This window comes from Rhodoblastus sp. 17X3, assembly GCF_030056575.1.
Classification (GTDB): domain Bacteria; phylum Pseudomonadota; class Alphaproteobacteria; order Rhizobiales; family Beijerinckiaceae; genus Rhodoblastus.
Genome location: NZ_JASHHX010000002.1, coordinates 86,427 through 103,066, shown reverse-complemented (window position 1 = coordinate 103,066; position 16,640 = coordinate 86,427). Strand labels below are relative to the sequence as shown.

10 protein-coding genes and 1 tRNA gene are annotated in these 16,640 nt (G+C 65.6%); 9 read left to right on the top strand and 2 right to left on the bottom strand.

What is annotated here, in order from left to right; translation table 11 throughout:
• Positions 1-97: 97 nt before the first annotated feature.
• Positions 98-171 (bottom strand) — tRNA-Gly (locus QM467_RS03180).
• A gap of 191 nt (positions 172-362) precedes the next feature.
• A complete protein-coding gene (locus QM467_RS03175) occupies positions 363-2,210 on the bottom strand; it encodes an ABC transporter ATP-binding protein (RefSeq protein ID WP_283364849.1) in 1,848 nt (615 codons plus the stop codon).
• Positions 2,211-2,490: 280 nt separating this feature from the next.
• On the opposite strand from QM467_RS03175, the gene QM467_RS03170 reads away from it, so the two are divergent.
• The 9 genes from QM467_RS03170 to glgB all read left to right on the top strand — a co-directional run bounded on the left by QM467_RS03170 (position 2,491) and on the right by glgB (position 16,579).
• Positions 2,491-4,500, top strand: a complete 2,010-nt coding sequence (locus QM467_RS03170; RefSeq protein ID WP_283364848.1) for an acyl CoA:acetate/3-ketoacid CoA transferase — start codon at positions 2,491-2,493, stop codon at positions 4,498-4,500.
• A 30-nt stretch (positions 4,501-4,530) separates the two neighbouring features.
• Positions 4,531-4,710, top strand: a complete 180-nt coding sequence (locus tag QM467_RS03165) for a hypothetical protein (protein WP_283364847.1) — start codon at positions 4,531-4,533, stop codon at positions 4,708-4,710.
• A 176-nt stretch (positions 4,711-4,886) separates the two neighbouring features.
• On the top strand, positions 4,887-5,318 hold the full coding sequence (locus QM467_RS03160; RefSeq protein WP_283364846.1) for a phasin family protein: 432 nt from the start codon (positions 4,887-4,889) through the stop codon (positions 5,316-5,318).
• A gap of 99 nt (positions 5,319-5,417) precedes the next feature.
• Positions 5,418-8,948 carry a hypothetical protein gene (locus QM467_RS03155; protein WP_283364845.1) on the top strand — a complete coding sequence of 1,177 codons (3,531 nt, stop codon included), beginning with the start codon at positions 5,418-5,420 and terminating at the stop codon, positions 8,946-8,948.
• Positions 8,948-9,886: an OmpA/MotB family protein gene (locus tag QM467_RS03150; protein ID WP_283364844.1), complete on the top strand. Its 939-nt coding sequence runs from the start codon at positions 8,948-8,950 to the stop codon at positions 9,884-9,886. The genes QM467_RS03155 and QM467_RS03150 overlap by 1 nt, the downstream gene beginning before the upstream one ends.
• Positions 9,870-11,276, top strand: coding sequence for an EH signature domain-containing protein (locus tag QM467_RS03145; RefSeq protein WP_283364843.1), 1,407 nt, complete (start codon positions 9,870-9,872; stop codon positions 11,274-11,276). Before QM467_RS03150 ends, QM467_RS03145 begins: the two co-directional genes overlap by 17 nt.
• A gap of 148 nt (positions 11,277-11,424) precedes the next feature.
• Positions 11,425-11,664: a hypothetical protein gene (locus tag QM467_RS03140; RefSeq protein WP_283364842.1), complete on the top strand. Its 240-nt coding sequence runs from the start codon at positions 11,425-11,427 to the stop codon at positions 11,662-11,664.
• A gap of 215 nt (positions 11,665-11,879) precedes the next feature.
• Positions 11,880-14,378, top strand: a complete 2,499-nt coding sequence (locus tag QM467_RS03135) for a glycogen/starch/alpha-glucan phosphorylase (RefSeq protein ID WP_283364841.1) — start codon at positions 11,880-11,882, stop codon at positions 14,376-14,378.
• Positions 14,375-16,579 carry a 1,4-alpha-glucan branching protein GlgB gene (glgB, locus tag QM467_RS03130; RefSeq protein WP_283364840.1) on the top strand — a complete coding sequence of 735 codons (2,205 nt, stop codon included), beginning with the start codon at positions 14,375-14,377 and terminating at the stop codon, positions 16,577-16,579. Before QM467_RS03135 ends, glgB begins: the two co-directional genes overlap by 4 nt.
• The last annotated feature ends 61 nt before the right edge of the window (positions 16,580-16,640 follow it).

Genomic DNA, 16,640 nt, shown 5'->3' with positions numbered 1-16,640 from the left:
GATTCTAACCAATACTACAACCAATTTCATGACCAGAATGCACACGAAACCCTTGTAGCTCCGTGCGTTATAGCAAAATCAACGACCTATGGCAAAATGGAGCGGGTGGAGGGAATCGAACCCTCGTATTCAGCTTGGAAGGCTGCTGCTCTACCATTGAGCTACACCCGCGCGCGGCCCCTTATGCCAAGAGGCGCGGCGCTTGGCAAGAGTCGTCAGGAAAAGGCTCGCCGGGCGTCGGCGCTGAAAAATAATAGCCTTTACAAACCGTTCCCAGCCCCTCCCGCCGTCATGGCGACGAGGTTTTCAACACTCATTTGTTTCACGAAATTCGCGGCGCAATATACTGATTAAAAGCGATTTTATGGATCAGAAGCCTCGGTTCCCAGAAAGCCGCCGCTCTGCCTATGCCATAATTGGGCGTAAAGGCCATTGCGCGCCAGAAGCTCGTCGTGGCCGCCGTCCTCAACGATCCTGCCCCGGTCGAGCACGATGAGCCGGTCCATATGGGCGATGGTCGAGAGTCGATGGGCGATGGCGATCGTGGTGCGGCCTTCCATCAGCTGGGTCATTTCCTGCTGGATCGCCGCCTCGACCTCGCTGTCGAGCGCGCTGGTCGCCTCGTCCAGCACCAGAATCGGGGCGTCTTCGAGAATCACCCGCGCGATGGCGATGCGCTGGCGCTGGCCGCCCGACAGCTTGACGCCCCTTTCGCCGACCTGCGCGGCATAGCCCGCGCCGCCGTCCTTGTCGCGCAAGGCGAGGATGAAGTCCTCCGCATGGGCGCGCCGCGCGGCGCCGAACATCAGATCGTCGCTCGCCTCGGGCCGTCCATAGCGGATGTTCTCGGCGATGGTCCGGTGCAGCAGCGTATTGTCCTGAGTCACCACCGCGATATGGCGGCGCAGGCTCTGCTGCGAGACGCGGGAAATATCCTGCCCGTCGATGAGGATCCGGCCCGCTTCGAGATCGTAGAAGCGCAGCAGCAGATTGACCAAAGTGCTCTTGCCGGCGCCGCTGCGGCCGATCAGGCCGACCTTCTGCCCGGCCGGAATGGTCAGGCTGAGCTTTTCGATCACGCCGCCCTCGCCCGCTTCGCGCAGGCGGCCGTAATGGAATTCGATCTCGCGGAACTCGACCTTGCCGCCGTCCCGCGCCACATTGAGAGGCCGGGCGGTGGGGGCGTCGACCACCGAATAGGGCAGCGCGATCGTCTCCATGCATTCCTCGACGCGCGCCAGCGTCTCGAACACATTAGTGACTTCGTTGCGGATCCAGCCCGACATATTGACCATCTGCCACGCCATGGGGACGATCATCACCGCGACGCCGGAAGTGATGCGCCCTTCCTGCCATTGCGCCAGCGCCAGCGCCGGGGACGCCATCAGCAGCGCGACGTTCAGCGCGGTATGGGTCGCGCCCATCTGCCAGATCTTGTGCAGGGCGGCGCGGAAGCTGTCGCTGTGCCGCCCGAGTTCGGCCAGATTGGCCGCGGTTTCCTCCTGCTCGCGGCCAAACAGCTTCACCAGCCCGATATTGACGAACACGTCATTCACATGGCCGACCAGCTCGGTGTGATGGCGCGCATGGGCAAGTTGCAACGCACGCACGCGCGGCAGAAAATAGACCAGAGAGCCGATGAACGCCGCGAGCCAGACCAGGGTCGGCGCCGCCAGCCAGGCGTCGAAGCGCATCATGGCGATGATCGAGGCGAAGACAAAGAAGCCGCAATACCAGATGGCGCTCATCGTGCTGCGCAACGGGTCGCGCAGGGCCGCGCCGCCGTCCACCACCTTGTTGGCGAGGCGACCGGCGAAATCATTGGTGAAATAGGCCATGCTGTGGCCAAGCGTATAGCGGGCGAGCTGGTAGCGGATGAGATTGTTGAACCGCGCCGTATAATGATGGTCATAGATGTACCAGAGCAGCGCCATGCAGAGGCCCCAGGCGATCAGTATCGGGGCCGCCGTGCGCCACAGCCACGGGTGGCTCAGCACGTCGCGCGTCTCGGCGGAGGCGTTGACGTCATTGACGAGCCAGCTGATCATCACGGGGATCATGGTGGCGCCGGCGGCGACGCAGGCCTCCAGCACGAGCAGCAGGGCGAGCAGGCCTTTGATCTGACGCACGAAGTGCCAGACGAAGGGCCACAGCCGCGCGGGCGGCGGGCCGTCCGGCGCGCCCTCGATGGATATGATTTCGTATGCCATGGCTTCTTACCGCTTCTCCTTGACCGCGACTCTTCGCGGTCAAGGAATCCCTCGCATAAGCTCGGCGGCGCAGGCGCGCCTAACCATCAGCTGGAGCCGCAGCGCGCGCCGCGACGCAAAGCTCTTAGCAAAGAGCGCGGGTGCGACGAAAGCCTTGTTCTCAAATCGCGAAATCCCGGAACGCGAAAGCGCAAAAATGGTTTAGGCTAAGTCAATCCGGCCCGGCGCCCGAAGGGCGAACGCATCGTGAGCCGAGAACAAAAATTCGGGGGAACGTCCTATGCCAACTCATCCCGCCCTGCCCTATCTACGCTCAGCGGAGAAGGGCAAGATCGTCAGCGCGCAGGAAGCCGTGCGACTCATCCGTCATGGCGACACCGTCGCGACCGGCGGCTTCGTCGGCATTGGCTTCGCCGAGGAAATCGCCCTCGCGCTGGAGGAGCATTTCCTGGCCTGCGAGAGCGAGTTGCCCTATTCGCAGGGCCGGATCGGCGAACTGACGCTGGTCTATGCGGCGGGTCAGGGCGACGGCAAAAGCCGGGGCCTCAATCATTTCGCCCATGAGGGCCTGTTGAAGCGGGTCATCGGCGGCCATTGGGGGCTCGCGCCAAAATTGCAGGAGCTGGCCATCGGCAACCGCATCGAGGCCTATAACCTGCCGCAGGGGGTCATCACCCATCTCTTCCGCGACATCGCCGCCCATCGCCCGGCCCATATCACCCGCGTCGGCATGGGCACTTTCGTCGATCCGCTCCATGGCGGCGGCAAGCTCAACGCCCGCACCACCGAGGACATCGTCGAACGCCTCGCCCTCCATGGCGAGGACTACCTTCTCTACAAGACCTTTCCGATCCATGTCGGCATCATCCGCGCCACCACCGGCGATGCGGATGGCAACCTCACCATGGAAAAGGAGGCGCTGACTCTGGAGGCGCTGGCCATCGCCATGGCCGCGCATAATTCGGGCGGCATTGTCATCGCGCAGGTCGAGCGCGTGGCCGAAAGCGGCAGCCTCAATCCGCGCCAGGTCAAGGTTCCTGGCGTGCTGGTCGATTGCGTCGTGGTCGCCAGGCCCGAGAACCATTGGCAGACCTTCGGCACGCAATACAGCCCGGCCTTCGCCAGCGAAATCCGCGTGCGCGCCGGCTCCATGCCGCCGATGGCGATGAGCGAGCGCAAGATCATCGCGCGCCGCGCCGCCTTCGAGCTGAAGGCCAACAGCGTGGTCAATCTCGGCATCGGCATGCCAGAGGGCATTGCCGCCGTGGCCAATGAGGAGAAGATCATCGATCTCATCACCCTCACAGCCGAGCCGGGCGTGATCGGCGGCATCCCCGCCAGCGGCATCGATTTCGGCTGCGCCACCAACACCCAGGCCGTGATCGACCAGCCCTACCAGTTCGATTTCTACGACGGCGGCGGGCTCGACGCGGCGTTTCTGGGCCTCGCCCAGGTCGACCGCCACGGCAATCTGAACGTCAGCAAGTTCGGGCCGAAACTCGCCGGCGCCGGCGGCTTCATCAATATCAGCCAGAACGCCAAGCGCGTTGTCTTCGTCGGCACCTTTGGCGCCGGCAAGCAGCAGGTCGAGGCGCGCGATGGCAAGCTCGCCATCATTCTCGAAGCGCGGGCGCGCAAATTCGTCGACGCCGTGGAGCATGTCACCTTCAGCGGGCCGGAAGCGGCAAAATCGGGGCGCAGCGTGCTCTATGTCACCGAGCGCTGCGTCTTCGCCCTGCGTCCCGACGGGCTGGAGCTGACCGAAATCGCTCCCGGCGTCGACCTCGATCGCGACATTCTCGCCCATATGGATTTCAAGCCGCTGATTCCGCGCGATCCGATCCTGATGGACGCGCGGATCTTTCAGGAAGCGCCGATGGACCTTCGCTCGTACCTGCTCGACGTGCCGCTCGACAAGCGCCTGACTTTTGACGAGGAGCAAGACCTGTTCTTCGTCGATCTGGAGCATTACGCCTTGCGCAGCCAGAAGGACATCGACGACATCCGCCTCATGGTCGAGCAGAAGCTGGCGCCGCTCGGCCGCCGCGTCTACGCCATCGTCAATTACGACAATTTCTCCATCGTGCCGGAGCTGCTGGATTCCTATTCCGCCATGGTGCGGGGCCTGATGGACCAGTTTTATTCCGGCGTTTCGCGCTACACCACCAGCGGCTTCCTGCGCATGAAGCTGGGCGAGGCGCTGGAAAATCGCGGCGTCGCGCCGCATATTTTCGAAAGCGCCGAAGAGGCGGAACAGGATATGCGGCATCTCGAAAACGGGCTGCCGTAAAATTGCGGCAAAGCAGCGCCGGAGAGTCCTATGGATCGCACCATGCAAACCCTCGCCCTCGTGGCGCTGCTGCTTTATCTTGCCCCCGCCGCGCTTGGGCCGCGCCTGAGCGACGGCCAGCGCAATTGGCTCTGGCGCGCAGCCGCCGGCGCGCTGGTGGTCGGGCTCGCGATCGCCGTGATTGAAACCATTCGCTGGTTCGCTCGCTGAACCCTGACGGGCCAAGGATTCGGCCCGGACTTCAGCTTGGCCGTTTTGCTGCACTGCACAATTTTGTTGCAGCGCGTCGGCCGTTCCCATAGGATGCGCTCCGCGAGGCCGAAAGTCATGAATCGCGCCCTCGCTTAAGGACATTTTCGACCAAATCGTCCATGAGGAGCCCAAACATGTCGAACGACCCTATCAAGAACCCCGCCGAGCTGTTCAATCTTTCGGGCGCCAATGTCCGCGAAATCGCCGAAAAGGGCGTTGCCCAGACCCGCGAAGCCTTCGAGAAGCTCAACGCCTCCGCCAAGGAAGCCGCCGGCACCCTCAACGCCAGCGCCTCCGTCGTCGCCCAGGGCCTGTCCGAGTTCAACGCCAAGGCCTTCGAAGCCCTCCAGGCCAACACCTATTCGACGCTCGACTTCCTGTCCTCGCTCACCTCCGTGAAGAGCCCGGGCGAATTGGCTCCGCTGCAGTCGGCCTTTGCCGAAAAGCAGTTCAAGGCCCTGGCCGAGCAGGCCAAGGACCTCACCGCTCTGGCGCAGAAGATCTCCAAGGAAGCCGCCGAGCCTCTGAAGGGCCAGATCGAAAAGACCATCAAGTCCGTCGGCTGATTGGACTTTGCGCCGCCGGCTTTCGCGCCGGCGGCCCATTCCCGCCGCTATTGCGCGCGGGGCCTGATTTGAGACGCTTGGGACGGCCGGGATAAGTCAATGGATGGTTTCGCCGACTTCATCTTGACGCCCATCGCCCTGTTCTCGGGGCGCCCGCTGGCGGTTGGCATCGCGCTGGGAATCCTCGGCGCGGCGCTGCTGATCTGGCTGCTGGCGCTGGTTCCGGCCGAGCGCCGCTTCGTCGGCCGCCTGCGCCGCCTGTCGCGCGCGCTTCGCGCCCTGCGCGGCGACGACCGCTCGCCAGAGGATCTTTTCGCGCAAGCCGATTCGCTGTTCGAAGGCGACGACCTCGCCCCCGCCTGGCGGCGCTACCGCTCCAGCGTCGAATTCGAACACGGCAATGCGGTGAGCTATTCCGACCCGGCGGATTTCTTCGCCCTCGTCCATCTGCCCGGCCATTCCTATCCGAAATGGTCCTCGACGCTCGCCGGCGTGTTCCTGACCGTCGGCCTGTTCTTCACTTTCGTCGGCCTCTCCGCGGCCCTGCTGCAGCTTGGCGGCGGCGGCGCGGGCCATGATTCCCTCTCCCCCGAGCAGCTCAAGCGCGCCGTCGAAGGCATTCTCGCCGTCAGCTCGGTGAAATTCATCACCTCGATCGCCGGCATCCTCGCCTATATTTTCTGGAGCGTGGTCGCGCGCCAGCAAGCCTCCGCCCAGACGGTGGCCGAGGAAGACCTGCTGCAGGAAATCCGCGCGCTTTCGACCTATGTCGCGCCGGAAATGATTCTGCGCCGGCAATTGCGCCTCGCCGAGGCGCAGAACGCCCAGTTCGGCGCGCTCGCCGAAGACCTCTCGACGCGGCTCGACGCCGCATTTTCCAAAATGTCCCAGACCTTGGCGGATGGCGCCGCCTCGGCCTTCACGCCCTTGCGGGATGAAATCGCGGCCATGAGCGCGCGGGTCGGCGAGGCGAATGCCGGGGTGGCCGAAAGCGCGGGCGCGACCTTCGGCAATCTCTGGCAGGACGGCGTCGGCCGCCACCTCGACTCCTTCGGCGCACAGATGGGCGCGCTGCTCGCCGCGCTCGATTCGATGCCGCGCAAATTCGCCGAGGTCGAAACGGGCTTTGGCGGCGAGATCGGACGCGGCGCCGACCAGCTGACCCAGTCGGCGGGGCGCATGGCTGCGCTGATGGAGCAGAGCCAGGACCGCATGGCGGCGACGCTCGCGGCCTTCGAGACGAAGATCGCCGGCCTGCCCGCCGCCTTCGCCGCGACCTCCGAACAGGGCGCCCGCGACATGGGCGCCGCCCTGCGCCAGACGCTCGAAAACGCCAGTCAGGCGGCGGAAGACACCAGCCGCGCCAATGCCGAGAAAATGTCGGCGCGTATTGAGAGTGTCGCCGCGGCCCTCGCCTCGGCGGCTTCGGCCTTGACGCAGGCGGGCGCCGATTCCCGCACCCAGATGGCCGAGGGCGCCCGGGTCGTTTCGGCCTCGGGCGAGGAAGCCGCCGCCCGGCTGACCCGCATGGTCGAGGCCTTCGCCTCCGCCGTCAGCCGTCTCGCCACGCGCCTCGACCAGACCGAACAGGCGCTCGGCGTCCATAACGAGCGGCTCGACAAATCCGGCGAGATCGTCGCCGGCGCTTCCAGCGAACTGGTCCACGCCGCCGACGCAATGGAAGGCGCCGCCGCGCCGCTGACCGAGGCCACCCACACATTCCGAGAGGCGATGATTGGCCTTGGCGAAGCGGCGCGCCGCATCGAGGTCGTCTCCGCCTCGGGCGACCAGATCGCCAGCCATATCGCCGCCTATGGCGCGCATATGTCGCATTCGCTGGCGTCGTTCGAATCGCTTTCCGACGCTGTCAAGGCGACCCAGACCGGCTTCGGCGACGAGATCGGGCGCGGCGCCGGCGTTCTGTCGCAATCGGCGTCCCGGATGGCCGAACAGATGGAACAGGCGCAGGATCGCCTCGCCGCGACGCTCGCCGCTTTCGAAGGCAAGATCGCCGGCATCGCCCCCGCCATCGCCTCGGCCGCCGAGCAAAGCACGCGCGAAGCCGGCTCCGCCCTGCTCGCCACGCTCGACAGCGCGGCGCAGGTGACCGAAGAGGCCAGCCGCACCAACAGCGAACAGATTACCGCGCGCGTCGAAAGCGTCGCCGCCGCGCTCGCCGCCGCCGCTTCGTCGCTGGCCCAGGCGGGCGTCGAATCCCGCGCGCAGATGACCGAGGGCATGCAGGCCGTCAACGCCTCCGGCGAGGAATCCGCCGCGCGGCTAACCCGCATGGTCGAGGCCTTCGCCGCAGCCGTCGGCAAGCTCTCGGCGCGGCTCGACCAGACCGAACAGGCGCTGGGCGCCCATAACGAACGGCTCGACAAGGCGGGCGAAATCGTCTCCGGCGCCTCCAACAATCTGGCGCTCGCGGCGGGCGCGATGGAAGGCGCCGCCGCGCCGCTGACCACCGCCACCTTGACCTTCCGGGACGCCATGGCGCGTTTCGGCGAGGCCGCCGGACGGATCGAGCAGATTTCGGCCTCAGGCGACCAGATCGCCAGCCATATCGCAGCCTTCGGCTCGCAAATGACCCATTCGCTCGCCGCCTTCGACACGCTGCCCGAAAAGATCAAGGCCACGGAAGGCGGCTTCGGCGACGAGATCGGCCGCTCGGCGGCGGCCCTGACGGACGCCGCGCGAAAGATGAGCGCCGGTTTCGAACAGGGCCAGTCCTCGCTCGCCGCGACCTTGGCCTCGTTCGAGGCAAAAATCCTAGCCATGCCCCATGCTCTGGCCGACGCCTCGGAGCAATCGTCGCGCGAGATCGGCCAGAAGGTCCAGACCGCGCTGGACAGCGTCGCCGCCGCCGCGACCCAGGCCAGCCGGGGCGGCGCCGATCTGTTTTCCGCGCGGGTGGAGGAGATTTCCCGATCGCTGTCGGTGGCCGCCGAGCGGCTGATGCAGGCGAGCGAAGCCTCCGGCGCGCAATTGCGCGACAGCCAGGATGCGCTCGCCTCCGGTGCGGCGCAGGGCGCAAAAATCCTTTCCGGCGCTGCGGAAAGCTCGGCGGAACTGATGACCAAGACCGTGGAGCGATTCGCCGATTCCGCGCGCGGCCTGTCGCTCAAGCTGGCCGAAGTCGCCCTGGGCATGGACGCCCAGAATGCGCGGCTGGAAAAGGCCGGCGCCATCGTTTCGGGGGCGTCCGAATCGCTGGCCGACGCGGCAGGCTCCGTCGCCAGCGCCGCGACTCCGCTGTCGGCGGCCGCCGCCTCGCTGCATGGCGCAATGGATAATTTCTCCGGCGCCGCCGAGCACATCCGGGTCATGTCCGACGCGGGGCGCACGGTCGTCGACAGCTTTCGCCGCGCGGCGACGCAAGCCAATAAAAGCCTCGGCTCGCAGGCCGAAAACTTCCGCAACGTGGAGCAGGCCGTCGCCCGCACGCTCAACGAACTGACCGGCGGCGTGCAGTCGCTCGGCCGCGAAATCTCGCAATGTATCGAAACTTATGACAATGAAATCGCGCGCTCCATCGGCAGCCTCGAAGCCGCGCTGATCGACATTGGCGACATCGTCGACAATCGCGCGGCCAAAAAGGCCGCGGAGAAGGCGGCGGAGACTCGCTGATGTTCGCCTCCCGCCTTCACAAGATCGAGGAAGAGGAAAAGAAGGACGTCTTCGCGCCCGTCGCCGATCTCATGGTCGGCGTGGTCTTCATCTTCATCATCATGGTGCTGGCCTTGTCGCTGGTGATGATGGAAGACGCCGTGCCGCGCCCGCTTTACGACCAGACCGCGCAGGAGTTGGCGCAGGTCAAGATCGAACGCGACGCCCTGAAAAAGCGCGCCGCGCAATTTTCTGAATTCGTCTCCTTCGTCAAGACGGAAGGCGTCGTCCCGCTGCTCGACCGCCTCGCGGAAGCCGACGCCACGCGCACGAAAATCCTGCAGATGCTGAAGGATAGGCTGGCGGCGCAGGGCGTGAACGTCGAGGCCGATTTCCGCAGCGGCGTGCTGCGCCTGCCGACCGGCAATCTGTTCGAATCCGCCCAGGCCGACCCGACCCCGCACGGGCGCGACGTCATCCGCCTGTTGGGCGTGGCGCTGGCCGATGTGGTTCCCTGTTTTCTGCCGGGCGCGCCCGCCAGTTTCCAACCAAATGCCGCCTGCCCGCCTCTGTCGCAGGGCAGCTTGCTCAACGCCGTCTATATCGAGGGCCATACCGACGCCGCCCCCTTGCGCGGCGGGGCCGATCGTTTCCGCGACAACTGGGACCTTTCCGCCGCCCGCGCCATCGAGGCCTATCGCATCGCGCGGGACTCCGATCCGCGCGTGCCCAATCTGAAAAACGCCGAAGGCAAGAGCCTGCTGGGCGTCAGCGGCTATGCCGACACGCGGCCCGTCACCGACGGGTTGAGCGAAAAGCAGCGCAACGACAAGGCGGTGATGGAGACCGACCGCCGTATCGAAGTCAGGCTGATCATGGCGGTCAACCGCGATCAGGTCGAAAGAGCCCTGCGCGACCTGAACCAGCGGCTGGACAGACTCGATGCCGGGGGAAAATAGTCCGGGCCAGGGCCAGAGCTCTCCGCCGCTGCTTTCGCAAAATATCGGCGGACTTAGGCGGCGCTCGCGTCTGACGCGCCTCGCCGGCGAGCTCGAAGAGCGCCACGGCCCGGGACGCGCCGCGCCGGGCGCGCCGGACTCCCTGATCGACCGCGCCGCACGCAAGCTGGCGGCGAGCCGGGGCGATCTCGCCGCGCTGGATTTTGCGGAAAAGAAAGCGGTGCTCGAACTGTTCTGGCGCCCGCGCGCGCCTTGGGCCGCCCAACCCGCCGACATCGAGGCCTGGCTGCGCTGGGCCGAAACCGACTGGAAGCCGCGCATCGCCGAAACGCGCGTCTGCATCGCGCTGCTGCGCCATTTCGACCCGGACAACCCCGCCGCCGGACTGACGCAGGACTGGCTTTCGGGCCGGCAAGACCTGCTGTGGGGCCGGTTCGGCGAATTCGCGCGCGGCTGGAGCCTGTGGCGCGGCGCGGAGGCTGTTTCGCGCGCCGCCGAGGCGCTGGCCTCCGGCGATCTCGCCTTTCTGCACGAGGCCGCGAAAAACGCCCAGACCCGGACCATCCTGCAAAACTCCGGCTTTCTCGTCGCCGTCGCGGAAGCCTATGCCCTGCGCGAAACTGAGCGCCGGGGGCAGGTGCGATGGGACGCCGCCGATCTGCTGCTGGATTTCTTCGAGCCGGCCGGCCTGCTCGGCGCCAGCGGTCCGGCTGCGGCGCGGACGCGGGCGAAAATCGCCTTCATTTCCGGCCTGATCGGCTGGGCGGCCGCACGCGGCGACGCGGAAGCCAAAACCCGGGCGCTCAAACGCTGTTTCCGCATTGCCGGCGACCCGCGCGCGGGTCTGGATGACTGGCGCGACGTCCCCGAAGCCGACCTCGCGCAGGCCGAAAAATGGCTGGTCGAGGAGACGCTCGATACCTCCTTCCGCATCGTGGAGGACCTCCGCACGGATGACGCTTCCGTTCTGGCGGCCCGCCGCGCATTCTGGCGCGCCCATCTGCCCTTCATCACGCGGGCGCGGCTGGTTGGCGCCCGGAAGGCGCAAGGCGCCGCCGCCGCGCTCGGCGCGCCGTGCTGCGCGCTGAAAACCTATCTGAGCGACCATTGCGGCTTCGTGCTGGAGCTGCGGGGGCCGGATGACCGCAAGGTTGTCATTCTCGAGCTGAACAATCTCGCCCAGACCCTGTTCTGGTCCGGCGACGATCCGCGCGCGCCAGGCTTCGACAATCGTTCATATGATGGCGCCGCTCTCCGCGCGAAGAGCGATCTGGCCCTGAGCCACCTTCCGCCTGTCGGCTGGACCGACAAATTCGCCGCGCTCATCGAAAAGCAGGCCGGAATCGCCCGGCCCGCGCGGGAAGAGGCCCCGCCGGCGAATACGCCGTAGATTGACCTTTCGTCCGCCTCACAAATGCTTGCGCCTGCGTAATTCTGGTGTCGCGCGGCGCGCCCATGGTGCAAGCTGACGCGCCAGATTCGCGCTGCGCTCCCGCTTGTCCGACCGAGGACGGCGCGTCAGGATAAAGGAAACGACCATGAAAAAAGTACTTCTCGGCCTCTTCGCCCTGGGCATGCTCGTCGCTGACGTCTCCGCCGCCAACGCCGTCGTCTGCGCCCGTGGCGTCTATCGCGCTGGCTGCGCCGGTCCGCGTGGCGCCGTTGTCGCCCCCCGCGGCCCTGTCGTCGTGGCGCCCCGCCCTGTCGTGGTCGCTCCCCGCCCGGTCGTCGTGGCGCCGCGCTGCCATTATCGCGGCGGCGTTCGCGTCTGCCGCTGAACCGGCGGAAACTCAAAATGAATTCAGGCGGCTTTGCTCAGGCGAAGCCGCCTTTTCTTTGCCCGCCGGCTGTTCTTGACGGCGGCGCAAGTCTGGCCTCTGTTTGATCGTCAAGTCTGGCTTCTGTTTGATCTTCCGGGAAGAAAGCCGTCTAATCCTCGACCAGCAGAATGGCGCGCTCCTTCCGCCGCGCCGCCAATTGGAATTTTTCGCCCATGAACGAACTCGCCTCTCCCGCCGCGCACGGACAAGACCCCGAAATCGACGCCTCTGCCGAAGATCGCGCGGCAAGGATCACGCAATTGCGCGACGCGGTGTTGGAGAAGCTGAATTATTCCGTCGGCAAGGACCGCAACACGGCCAGCGAGCGCGACTGGTTTATCGCCGTGGCTCTGGCGACGCGCGACCAGATCGTCAATGACTGGATGCGCTCGGTGCGCGAGGCCTATCGCGAGAATCGCCGCCGCGTCTATTATTTGTCGCTCGAATTCCTCATCGGTCGCCTGCTGATGGATTCGCTCACCAATCTCGGCCTCGTCGAGCCGATGCGCGCGGCCCTCGCCGGGCTCGACATTGACCTCGACAAATTGCGCAATGTCGAACCGGACGCCGCACTGGGCAATGGCGGCCTCGGGCGCCTCGCCGCCTGTTTCATGGAGAGCATGGCGACCTTGTCCATCGCCGCCCACGGTTATGGCATCCGCTACGACCACGGCCTGTTCCGTCAGACCATCAGCGACGGCTGGCAGCATGAATTTCCCGAGGACTGGCTGGATTTCGGCAATCCGTGGGAGTTTCCGCGCCCCGAGGTCAATTACAACATCGGCTTTGGCGGCGTGGTGGACAGCGCCCCGCGTCCCCACGGACCGCCCGCACAGATCTGGCGCCCGTCCGAAACGGTCGTCGCCGTCGCCTATGACACGCCGGTGGTCGGCTGGCGCGGAGTCCAGGTCAACACGTTAAGGCTGTGGTCGGCGCGCGCGCAGGACCCGCTGCGCCTCGACGTCTTCAACCAGGGCGATTATGTCGGCGCGCTCGCCGATCAGGTGCGCGCGGAATCCATTTCCAAGATCCTCTATCCGAGCGATTCGACCCCCGCCGGCCATGAACTGCGCCTGAGGCAGGAATATTTCTTCGCCTCGGCCTCGCTGCAGGATCTCATCCGCCGCCACCTGAAGCAGAACGGCGACATCGACACGCTTGCCGACAAGGTCGCGATCCAGCTCAACGACACCCATCCGGCCATCGGCGTCGCCGAATTGATGCGCCTGCTGGTGGACGTTTACGGGCTGGAATGGGATCGCGCCTGGGAAATCACGCAGGCGACCTTCTCCTACACCAACCATACGCTCTTGCCGGAGGCGCTCGAAACCTGGCCGGCGCCGCTGATGGAGCGGCTGCTGCCGCGCCACATGCAGATCATCTATCTCATCAACGCCCGGCATCTCGACAAGCTGCGCGCCGATGGCGTGAACGATCCGGGCAAGCTTTCGGCCTTGTCGGTGATCGACGAGCACAACGGGCGCCATGTCCGCATGGGCCATCTCGCCTTCCTCGGCTCGCACAAGGTCAATGGCGTCTCGGCGCTGCATTCCGAACTGGTCAAGGAGACCGTGTTCCGCGACCTGCACGAGATTTTTACGGACCGCATCGTCAACAAGACCAATGGCGTCACCTTCCGCCGCTGGCTGTTCGAGGCCAATCCGCATCTGACGCGGCTGCTCGAAGAAACAATCGGCAAGGGCTTCTATGACGACGCCTCGGAACTGGAAAAGCTGGAGCCGCTCGCCTCGGACCTCGATTTCCAGGCGCGCTATTCCTCCGCGCGGCAGGCCAACAAGGCGGCGCTGGCCAATCTCATCGCCGACAGGATGCTGATCAAGGTCGATCCCAACGCCCTGTTCGACGTGCAGATCAAGCGCATCCATGAATACAAGCGGCAATTGCTCAATATTCTGGAGACCATCGCGCTCTATAACGAGATCCGCGCGCAACCGATGCGCGACTTTGTGCCGCGGGTGAAAATTTTCGCCGGCAAGGCCGCCGCGAGCTATCATATGGCCAAGCTGATCATCAAGCTCGCCAATGACGTGGCGCGCGTGGTCAATAACGACCCCACGGTGCGCGATCTGCTGAAGGTGGTGTTCCTGCCCAATTACAATGTCAGCCTGGCCGAGGTGATCATTCCGGCCGCCGACGTGTCGGAGCAGATTTCGACGGCGGGCATGGAGGCGTCCGGCACCGGCAACATGAAAATGGCGCTCAACGGCGCCCTGACCATCGGCACGCTCGACGGCGCCAATGTCGAGATCAAGGAGCGCGTGGGCGACGACAACATCTTCATCTTCGGCCTCACCGCCGAGGAGGTCGCCGCCCGGCGCGCCCAGGGCAATGACGCGCAGGAGGCCATCGCCGCCTCGCCCGTGCTGCGCGAGGTGCTGGAATCCATCGCCGACGGCGCGTTTTCGCCGGACGACCGCAACCGCTACGCCGCGCTGGTCGACATGCTGACCTATCACGATTATTTCCTCGTGACCGCCGATTTCGACGCCTATTGCGCCGCGCAGGCCGCGGTCGGGCGGCGCTGGCGCGACCGCAAGACGTGGTGGCGCTCGGCCATCCTCAACACCGCCCGCACCGGCTGGTTCTCCTCGGATCGCGCCATCGCCGAATATGCGGAAGAAATCTGGAAAGTTCCGGTGCGCCGCACATGACCATTCGCCCGAACTGGGCGCCGGACGCCGACGTCGAAGCCATTGTCGCCGGCCGGCATCCCAACCCCTTCTCCGTGCTGGGGCCGCACGCCTGCCCCGGAGGCGCCGCGCTGCGCGCCTTCGCGCCCGGCGCGCGGCGTCTGACCGTCATTTTCATGGACGGCGAGCAGGCCGCGCTGGAAGCGCGCGGCGGAGAGGGGTTCTTCGAGGGCTTTGTCGCCCGCCGCCCCCCCTTCGCCTATCGCTTCCATGCGGAAGGCGAGGCTGGGGGCTGGGACTGGGACGACCCGTACCGCTTCGGCCCGATCCTCGGCGAAATGGACGACCATCTGCTGGTCGAAGGCGCGCATCTGCAGCTTTACCGGCGGCTCGGCGCGCACCACATGATGCATGAGGGCGCGGAGGGCGTGCATTTCTCGGTCTGGGCGCCGCACGCCAAGCGCGTCTCGGTGGTCGGCGAATTCAACCAATGGGACGGGCGCCGCCATCCCATGCGCAAGCGCATCGACAGCGGGTTGTGGGAGATCTTCCTTCCCGGCGTCGCGGAAGGCGCGCTCTACAAATATGAAATTCTCCCGGCGTCCAGCGCGGTGCTGCCGCTCAAGGCCGATCCCTTCGGACAGGAAGCGCAGCTGCGCCCCTCTACCGCCTCGGTCGTCGCCAGCACGAAGGCCTTCCCCTGGACCGACGCCGCTTTTCTCGCCGCGCGCGGAAACAGCGATCCGCGCCGCGCTCCGATGTCGATCTACGAGGTTCATCTCGGCTCGTGGCGCCGGGGCGAGGACAATCGCTTCCCGACCTATGACGAGCTGGCGGACAGCCTGATCCCCTATGCGCGTGAGCAGGGCTTCACCCATCTCGAACTGCTGCCCGTTTCCGAGCATCCGCTCGACGCCTCCTGGGGCTATCAGCCGATCGGGCTGTTTGCGCCGACCTCGCGCTTCGGCGAGGCCGAGGGCTTCAAGCGCTTCGTTGATCGCGCCCATGCCGAAGGCCTCGGCGTGATCCTCGACTGGGTGCCCGCGCATTTCCCGACCGACGAACACGGCCTCGCCTGGTTCGACGGCGGGCCGCTCTATGAACATGCCGATCCGCAGCGCGGCTTCCAGCCGGACTGGAACACGGCGATCTATGATTTCGGCCGCAGCGAGGTCGCCAACTTCCTCGCCGTCAATGCGCTCTACTGGTTCGAGCAGTTCCATATCGACGGGCTGCGCGTGGACGCCGTCGCCTCGATGCTCTACCTCGATTATTCGCGCAAAGACGGCGAATGGTCGCCCAATATCCACGGCGGCAAGGAGAATCTCGAAGCCATCGCCTTCCTGCAGAAGGTCAATACGCTGGTCTATGAACGCTATCCCGGCGCCTTGATGATCGCGGAGGAATCGACCTCCTGGCCGGGCGTTTCCCAGCCGGTCCATGCCGGCGGGCTCGGGTTTGGCTTCAAATGGAATATGGGCTGGATGAACGACACCCTGCGCTACATCGCGCAGGACCCGATTTTCCGACGCTGGAATCATGATCGCCTGACCTTCGGTCTGCTTTACGCCTTCGCCGAGAATTTCGTCCTGCCGATTTCCCATGACGAAGTGGTGCATGGCAAAGGCTCGCTGATCGGCAAGATGCCCGGCGACGAATGGCGCAAATTCGCCAACGCCCGCGCCTATTTCGCTTTCATGTGGGCGCATCCCGGCAAAAAGCTTTTGTTCATGGGGCAAGATTTCGGCCAGACCCGCGAATGGAGCGAGGACCGCTCGCTCGATTGGGACCTGATGCAATATCCGCCCCATGCCGGGCTGAGCCTGCTGGTGCGCGATCTCAACCGTCTCTATCGCGCGCACGCCGCCCTCCACGCCCGCGATTGCGAGGCCGAAGGCTTCCAATGGCTGGTGGTGGACGATTCCGACGCCTCCGTCTTCGCGTGGCTTCGGCGTGGCGGCCCCGACGCCCCCCCGGTCGCGGTCGTCGTCAATTTCACGCCCGTGCCGCGCCCAGATTATCGCATCGGCTTGCCTGCTGCCGGCCGCTGGCGGGAGATTCTGAATACCGACTCGCAGATCTATGGCGGCGGCGGCCTCGGCAATCTCGGCGCCGTCGAAGCCTTCGCCGATCCGCACAACGGCCAACCCGCCTCGGCGCGCGTGATGGCGCCGCCGCTCGGCGCGATTTATCTGCTCTATGAACCGGATGCTAAGCTTTAGACTTGATCCAGATTGACGCCGCGGGGCCAAAGCTGGATTACAAGTGCAAAATTGCCGCGAA

Coding starts and splice junctions, on each gene's coding strand:
- QM467_RS03165 (WP_283364847.1), top strand. CDS start 4,531: ATGGATCGCACCATGCAAACCCTCGCCCTCGTGGCGCTGCTGCTTTAT.
- QM467_RS03160 (WP_283364846.1), top strand. CDS start 4,887: ATGTCGAACGACCCTATCAAGAACCCCGCCGAGCTGTTCAATCTTTCG.
- QM467_RS03140 (WP_283364842.1), top strand. CDS start 11,425: ATGAAAAAAGTACTTCTCGGCCTCTTCGCCCTGGGCATGCTCGTCGCT.
- QM467_RS03150 (WP_283364844.1), top strand. CDS start 8,948: ATGTTCGCCTCCCGCCTTCACAAGATCGAGGAAGAGGAAAAGAAGGAC.
- QM467_RS03155 (WP_283364845.1), top strand. CDS start 5,418: ATGGATGGTTTCGCCGACTTCATCTTGACGCCCATCGCCCTGTTCTCG.
- QM467_RS03145 (WP_283364843.1), top strand. CDS start 9,870: ATGCCGGGGGAAAATAGTCCGGGCCAGGGCCAGAGCTCTCCGCCGCTG.
- QM467_RS03135 (WP_283364841.1), top strand. CDS start 11,880: ATGAACGAACTCGCCTCTCCCGCCGCGCACGGACAAGACCCCGAAATC.
- QM467_RS03175 (WP_283364849.1), bottom strand. CDS start 2,210: ATGGCATACGAAATCATATCCATCGAGGGCGCGCCGGACGGCCCGCCG.
- QM467_RS03170 (WP_283364848.1), top strand. CDS start 2,491: ATGCCAACTCATCCCGCCCTGCCCTATCTACGCTCAGCGGAGAAGGGC.
- glgB (WP_283364840.1), top strand. CDS start 14,375: ATGACCATTCGCCCGAACTGGGCGCCGGACGCCGACGTCGAAGCCATT.